Source organism: Peptacetobacter sp. (genome assembly GCF_029264495.1).
Lineage (GTDB): Bacteria > Bacillota > Clostridia > Peptostreptococcales > Peptostreptococcaceae > Peptacetobacter.
Genome location: NZ_JARIBH010000041.1, coordinates 44,986 through 51,946 on the forward strand (window position 1 = coordinate 44,986; position 6,961 = coordinate 51,946).

Below are 6,961 nucleotides of genomic sequence, written 5' to 3' on the forward strand. Positions count from 1 at the left end.
TTTTATATTTTATTTTTTTTAATTTTATGTATAGTTGTTAATTATTAATGTATTATCATACTTTTCAATAAGTATTTATACCTTATTATGATATTAATCATATTCATTTATATGATTTTTTTTCTTTATAAATAGATTTTTTAAAGTATATAGTTCTGTTTCTTTTATTTCTTTATTTTCTATTTCTAATATATCTTCTATATCTTTATAACCAAAAATTAATTGAGACATTTGATTTATATTAAGATCTATATCAGACTTTTTAGGATCATACTCACTTTTATTTAATTCATATTTACCTGATTTAAATTCTAAATGATAGTTTCCTGTATTATTGATTATATACTCATCTTTTATCGATATAATAATACCAGAAAAATCTTTATTATAAATATCTATATTTTTTAAACAATTATACATATTTATAATTCTTCCCATCATAAATGGTTTTAATACACTCTCAGATGTTTTTGGATTTGATAAAATAGAATTTAATATATTTCTTATATCTTCCATTATAATTACTTTTTCACACTGTGTATTATGATTGTATAAAAAAGCTAACATTGATTTTAATGACTCTGTATTAGTAAAGTAAATTTCTCTAACAAAAATTTTATTATCACTTATTGAATATACTAAATATCCATCATTAGCCATATTATCATCATAAGAAATATATATTTGTGAATTATCTGCCTCTACTTCTTTGAATAAATTTTTATATCTTTTTTCATCTCTTAAAGCATAACCATTTAATCTCTTGTTTGATTTACTATATATATCTATAAGTGTTTCTATATCTGAAATTTTTGCTTTTTTAAAATTTCTATTTAATCTAAAATTAGATAAATCATTTATATTTATTTTTTGTTCAATCATATCATAGCAATTTTCAAACCCAAATTTTCTATATAATCTAAAGTCAATGGGCATAAGAATAGCAACATTTTGATTTCTATTATACATTTCTTCAAGAGCAAAACTCATCATATTCTTCATGATACCTTTACCTCTAGCTTCTGGTAATGTCGATACTCCTACAACATATGATACTTTTTCTTCTTTGTCATTTAATTTTATAGTATGCTGATTTAAATGAATAGAAGAAACAACTTCTCCTTCAATTTCAGATACAATTGTATTTAGATAACTATATTTATTTTCAAAATAACAATCTTCTATATCTTTTCCTTCATTAAAGCAATATGTCCAAATTTTTCTAATTTGGTTATAATCTTTATCTGTTGCTATTCTTGTATTCATAATACCCTCCCTATTTTTCTCTAACTGTATATTTTTCAGCAAATTTAATAGGATGATAAGAAAGTTTTGCTTTTCTAAGACCTTCTATTCCTAAGTCTTCTTCTCTATTTACAAATTCTACATCAGAAAATTCTTCAACTAAAAATTTTTGATTTATATATGGATAAAGACCTCTTATATCTGGATTTGCTTTTTCAATATGTATAAGAGCCATATTCTGTTTTAATCTTTCTCCTATACTAAAAGCTTGTAATTCATTGTCTATGTATATTCCAAATACTTTCACTCTATCTTTTAATTTATCATAGTTATCAAATATTTTCTTTATAGCTATAGTTTCACCATCATCAACTTCCACATCAGAGTCTTCTTTTTTTATAGCCCATTTTTTTACTAATTTCATGCAATCGTCAAAGTCATCGCTATCTAATAATCTACTTTCATATCTACCTTCATATTCTTTTAAGAAATAATTTATATGATTTCTTTTCTTTTGATTTTTTCTACCTGCTAATGTTCTTAATGATTCTGCATCATATATATAATCAAATAAATCTCTTTCTTCTATATATTCAAATTTATCTCCATAGATATTATGAACATAATCAACTATATCTTTATTTATACCTCTTAAAAAGACTTTACTTTCTATTTCTTCAAAATAATCCATAGCAAAATCTATAGCTTTTTTCACATTTTCTTTTGCTGCTAATGGTAGTACTGAGAATATTTCCCCCTCATATTCACCAAATACTATAGCGAAGTCATCCTCTATATGATATTTCGTTTTATAAGTATCCCGCCACATAAACATTGTTGCAAAACAATAATCACAAGCGTCATAATCTGTCATATCAAAAAATGGCTGTAACCTTTCTAATGATTCTATATCTAAATTTTTAAATTCTATCTTACTCATAACATATCCTCCCTGTATTTTTATCTATATCTATATCACATTTATTTTTAGTTTAAAGATTTTATTTTTATATTTTGTCTACAAATTTATCAAAATGTAAATTATTAAAATATAAGATTATTTTATGTTTTTATTTTACCCTAAAATTATATTTTGAAACAGTTATTTTAACAGAGGTGATTAAAATGAGAAAAAATATACTAAAAAAATTTTTTATAATTATTCTAATCTTATTATCAACATCTGCTTGTTCAAAAGAAAAACTTTTTTCTGTACATGTAATTGATGTTGGGCAAGGAGATAGTATTCTTATAAAAACTATTTCTAATAAAAATATATTAGTTGATGCTGGTGATGAAGAAGCTGAGCATACTGTTTATTCATATTTAAAAAGAAATGGTGTTCATCGTATAGATATTTTAATAGCAACACATCCAGATACAGATCATATTGGCGGTATGGATTATATTGTAGATAAATTTAAGATAGTAAATTTTTTTATGCCTAATTGTAAAGCTAACTCTGAGTCATATTATAATTTAATAGACAGTTGCAGAAATAATAATGTTAAAATAGAATTTTTGTCGAAAGGTGATTCTTTGAAAATAGATTCTCATACAAAAATAGATGTTTTACAACCAGCTACTATTGTTGCTGATAAAAATAATTTAAATTCTATAGTATTTCTATTGACTTATGATGGACATACCTTTTTATTTACAGGTGATGCTGAAAAAGAGAATGAAGCTGATATTTTATCCTCTTACGATATATCAAATATAGATTTTTTAAAAGCTGGACATCATGGTAGTTCTTCCTCATCTACAAAAGAATTTATTGAAAGATTAAAACCTAATGCAGTTGCAATATCTTGTGGATATCATAATGACTATGGTCATCCTCATAGAAGTGTTTTAGAAACATTTCGCGAAAATAATTGTATAGTATATAGAACTGATAAAAATGGATCTTTAGTTTTTTATTGTGATAAGGACGGTCTTTTTACTAAAAGAAAATATATAATAGAGTAATCATCAATAATTTTAATGTAACGTTAATATATGAATATTATCTTATTATAAAAAAATATAAAAATAATATTTTTATAATAAATACGGGCTATCTTTATTTTAGAATATTGATAGCCCTATTTTTATTATTTATTTAAAATATCATTTATAACAGCTGATGCAATTATAAGTCCACCAACTGATGGAACAAATGATATACTACCTGCTGTAACCTTTTTACCATTCATTATTTTTTCTTTTGGTTCAATAGCTTTTTCTGTAGAATATACAACCTTTAATTTTTTTATCCCTCTACTTTTAAGTTCTCTTCTCATAACTCTAGCTAATGGACACATACTTGTTTTATATATATCTGTAAGTTCTATTTTTGTTGGATCTAACTTATTTCCCATACCCATTGAACTTATGATATTTATTCCTTTTTTATTGCAAGTTTCTATAATATGTATTTTAGATGTTATCATATCTATTGCATCTACTACATAATCATAATCTCCTTCAAGTAAACTCTCTCCATTTTCAACTGTGTACATTTTTGGAATAGCTGTTACATTTATCTCTGGATTTATATCTTTTAGTCTTTCTTTAAATGCATCTACTTTTAATTTTCCGACAGTTGAATGAAGTGCTATAACTTGTCTATTTATATTAGTTATATCTATATCATCAAAATCGACTATTGTGATATTTCCAACTCCTGCTCTTGCTATAGCTTCAGCTGCAAAACCTCCTACTCCTCCAACTCCAAATATTATAACACTTGATTTTTTTAACTTTTCTATACCATCTTCTCCAACTATTAGAGCTGTTCTTTTTTGCCAATCTTGCATAATTTCCCTCCTAAATTATTTATATAATCAATTTATGCTATTTTATCAAATTCTTAGCTCTCAAATTAACTTAAATTTTATAAAATATAAAAATTTATTAAATGTATAAAAAAAGGAACCTTTAATTAGGTTCCATTATATACTGTATTGGCGGGAGTGCGTGGGAATTGAACCCACCTAAGAGGCTCTTAACCCCTCATACTAGTTTTGAAGACTAGAGGGCACACCAGCACCCATCCACTCCCGTGTTTTTTCAACAGTAATAATATATCATGTATAACTAAATTTTGCAAGTACTTTTTAGAAAATATTTATATTTTTTAAATTTTAAAATAACTCTATTTGTTCTTCATTTTTTAAATTTTTTATTTGCCAGTTTATCTTAGCTTTTCCTATATTTTCTAAAATATCATTTGCTTTTTTAAAGTGATTGCATCCAAAGAAACCTCTGCTAGCTGAAAGAGGACTCGGATGTACTCCCTCTAATATATAATGTTTTTCTGTATCTATAAGTTTTATTTTCTTTTTAGCATTATTTCCCCACAGTATAAATATCACTGGGTCTTCTCTATTATTCAAAATTTCTATTATCCTATCTGTAAATTTTTCCCATCCTTTTTTACTATGAGAATTCGCCTCATGTGCTCTTACTGTTAAAGATGTATTTAAAAGTAGCACACCTTGATCTGCCCAATCTATAAGATATCCATTATCAGGTATAAAACATCCATATTCTGAATTTAATTCTTTATATATATTTTTTAAAGAAGGTGGTATTTTAATATCAGGTTTTACTGAAAAAGCAAGTCCATGTGCTTGACCATCATTATGATATGGATCTTGGCCTAGTAAAAGAATCTTCGTATCTTTAAATGATGTATGATTTAAAGCCTCAAATATCTTCTCTCTTTCTGGAAAAACTTCATGTTCTCTATATTCTTCTTTTAAAAATTCATTTAACTTTACAAAATAAGTTTTATCAAACTCATCTGATAAAAGCTCCTTCCAATCTGTATTTATCAAATCTTTCCAAGATTCTTTTGTAAAATTATCTTCATTATATATATTCATAAAACTTCTCCTTATCTTTATTTAATATTCAAAACATAAAATTTTTAACTATTTCTATATTTTAAATTTTTTATTATATATTATTCAACCATAGCGTCTATTTTATCATCAGTATTTTTATCAACTATTTTTATACTTACTTTATTAGGTATACAAACTATATTTTGACTAGGTTTTGTTATAAATCCTGTTTTAACACATACTTTATCAGGACAATTTGCTTCAATCACTTCAACACCTCTATCATGTACCCTTACTTTATTTATGTGATTTCCATCTTTTATTGTAAACTCTTCTTCAGAATCAAGAGGGACTTCTTTATATAATTTATTATCTTTATAAACTTGTACAACTGAAACTTCTTGATTCATATCTTTAAACTTTGTATATCCTAAAAATCCTATAATAACAATTACAACAATCGCTATCAAAATAAAATCTTTCTTTTTCATATTACTTCCTTTCTTTAAAAATATTTACTCACATTAATATTTTGCTTTTATATATGCTATAATTAATCATATCATAATTTTTTATATACTACTATAAATTTAAATAAAGGAGATATGGAATGAAAAAATATACTTCATATATAATCGTATTAATTGTTTTATTAGTTGGAGGTTTTCTTATTTTTAGACCTAATAAGGACTCAGAATTTTCAAAAACTAATTACTATCTCGGTACAGTAAATACTGTTACTATATATGGTAAAAATCAAAAAGATGCAGAAAAAATTCTATCTGGATGCGATAAAGTTGTACAAAATATAGACAATTTGATGAGCACAGAAATTCCAGGAAGTGATGTTTCTAAAATAAATAAAAATGCTGGTATAAAACCTACTATAGTTTCTGAAGAAACATATGAAGTTATAAAAGATGCTATATACTATTCAAAACTTTCTGGTGGGAATTTTGATGTGACAATTGGACCTATAAGTAATCTCTGGTCAATCGGAAAAAAAGATGCTAGAGTTCCTGAAAAATCAGAAATAGATAATTTACTTTCTCTTGTAGATTACAAAAATATAGAAATGAAAAAAGAAATAATAAAATCAGATACAAATAATGACGGAATAAAAGAATCTACTGATACAAAATATACTGTATTTTTAAAAAATAAAAATATGAAAATAGATTTAGGTGCAATAGCTAAAGGATATGCTGCTGATACTGTTTCATCATATTTAAGACTTTCAGATGTTGATAGAGCTATTATTAACTTAGGTGGAAATATTAAAACAATAGGAAATTTTACAATTGGTATAAAAAATCCTTTTGAAAATGCAAATGATTCTTTTGCTAGTATAAAAGTAAACAATAAATCTATTGTTACCTCTGGTGTCTATGAAAGATTTGTTGAAAAAGATGGTAAAAAATATCATCATATTTTAAGTCCTTCTAATGGATATCCTTTTGATAATAATCTTCTTAGCGTTACAATTGTATCCAATAAATCTATAAATTGCGATGCACTTTCAACTTCTGCATTTGCACTTGGACTTGAAGAAGGTAAAAAACTTATAGAAAGTATTGATGATGTTGATGCAATTTTTGTAACTAAAGATAAAAAAATTTATTTGACTAAAGGATTCGATAATAATTTTAAACTTTTAAATAATGATTTTACTTTGATTAAATAGTTACTGAATTTTATATTTTATAGAATTTTACATAATCTTTTTAATTTTACTCTTTACGTTTTTACAATTATCAGATATAATCTGATTATGTTATATTTTATCGGTTTGCCAATAGGCTTACTTAACTTTAATTAAATAATATCATCACACATAAAAAGACTGCCATCCTCATGGCAGTCTTTTTTATGTTCATTATTTA

General features: G+C 24.6%; 7 protein-coding genes and 1 tRNA gene. 2 read left to right on the forward strand and 6 right to left on the reverse strand.

Annotated features, from left to right (window positions below; all coding sequences use genetic code 11):
* Positions 1 to 93: 93 nt before the first annotated feature.
* Positions 94 to 1,266: a GNAT family N-acetyltransferase gene (locus Q1J78_RS04370; RefSeq protein WP_300278386.1), complete on the reverse strand. Its 1,173-nt coding sequence runs from the start codon at positions 1,264 to 1,266 to the stop codon at positions 94 to 96.
* A 10-nt stretch (positions 1,267 to 1,276) separates the two neighbouring features.
* Positions 1,277 to 2,176, reverse strand: coding sequence for a DUF2156 domain-containing protein (locus tag Q1J78_RS04375; RefSeq protein WP_300278407.1), 900 nt, complete (start codon positions 2,174 to 2,176; stop codon positions 1,277 to 1,279).
* A gap of 194 nt (positions 2,177 to 2,370) precedes the next feature.
* Between Q1J78_RS04375 and Q1J78_RS04380 the strand changes: the two genes are divergently transcribed.
* Positions 2,371 to 3,216 (forward strand): ComEC/Rec2 family competence protein, encoded by an 846-nt coding sequence (locus Q1J78_RS04380; protein ID WP_300278389.1) that lies wholly within the window; start codon positions 2,371 to 2,373, stop codon positions 3,214 to 3,216.
* A 125-nt stretch (positions 3,217 to 3,341) separates the two neighbouring features.
* Here the strand turns inward: Q1J78_RS04380 and Q1J78_RS04385 are convergent, their stop codons facing one another.
* From Q1J78_RS04385 to Q1J78_RS04400, 4 genes are all read right to left on the reverse strand, one after another.
* Positions 3,342 to 4,046: a tRNA threonylcarbamoyladenosine dehydratase gene (locus Q1J78_RS04385; RefSeq protein WP_300278392.1), complete on the reverse strand. Its 705-nt coding sequence runs from the start codon at positions 4,044 to 4,046 to the stop codon at positions 3,342 to 3,344.
* A 148-nt stretch (positions 4,047 to 4,194) separates the two neighbouring features.
* A tRNA-Sec gene (locus Q1J78_RS04390) sits at positions 4,195 to 4,291 on the reverse strand.
* An 82-nt stretch (positions 4,292 to 4,373) separates the two neighbouring features.
* On the reverse strand, positions 4,374 to 5,117 hold the full coding sequence (locus Q1J78_RS04395) for a uracil-DNA glycosylase (RefSeq protein WP_300278395.1): 744 nt from the start codon (positions 5,115 to 5,117) through the stop codon (positions 4,374 to 4,376).
* A gap of 80 nt (positions 5,118 to 5,197) precedes the next feature.
* Positions 5,198 to 5,569 (reverse strand): NusG domain II-containing protein, encoded by a 372-nt coding sequence (locus Q1J78_RS04400; RefSeq protein ID WP_300278398.1) that lies wholly within the window; start codon positions 5,567 to 5,569, stop codon positions 5,198 to 5,200.
* 119 nt (positions 5,570 to 5,688) lie between these two features.
* On the opposite strand from Q1J78_RS04400, the gene Q1J78_RS04405 reads away from it, so the two are divergent.
* On the forward strand, positions 5,689 to 6,762 hold the full coding sequence (locus Q1J78_RS04405; protein ID WP_300278401.1) for an FAD:protein FMN transferase: 1,074 nt from the start codon (positions 5,689 to 5,691) through the stop codon (positions 6,760 to 6,762).
* The last annotated feature ends 199 nt before the right edge of the window (positions 6,763 to 6,961 follow it).

What these genes read in the sequence shown, in the direction of transcription:
- Q1J78_RS04370 (WP_300278386.1), bottom strand. Translation starts at nt 1,266, where the DNA reads ATGAATACAAGAATAGCAACAGATAAAGATTATAACCAAATTAGAAAA.
- Q1J78_RS04380 (WP_300278389.1), top strand. Translation starts at nt 2,371, where the DNA reads ATGAGAAAAAATATACTAAAAAAATTTTTTATAATTATTCTAATCTTA.
- Q1J78_RS04385 (WP_300278392.1), bottom strand. Translation starts at nt 4,046, where the DNA reads ATGCAAGATTGGCAAAAAAGAACAGCTCTAATAGTTGGAGAAGATGGT.
- Q1J78_RS04395 (WP_300278395.1), bottom strand. Translation starts at nt 5,117, where the DNA reads ATGAATATATATAATGAAGATAATTTTACAAAAGAATCTTGGAAAGAT.
- Q1J78_RS04400 (WP_300278398.1), bottom strand. Translation starts at nt 5,569, where the DNA reads ATGAAAAAGAAAGATTTTATTTTGATAGCGATTGTTGTAATTGTTATT.
- Q1J78_RS04405 (WP_300278401.1), top strand. Translation starts at nt 5,689, where the DNA reads ATGAAAAAATATACTTCATATATAATCGTATTAATTGTTTTATTAGTT.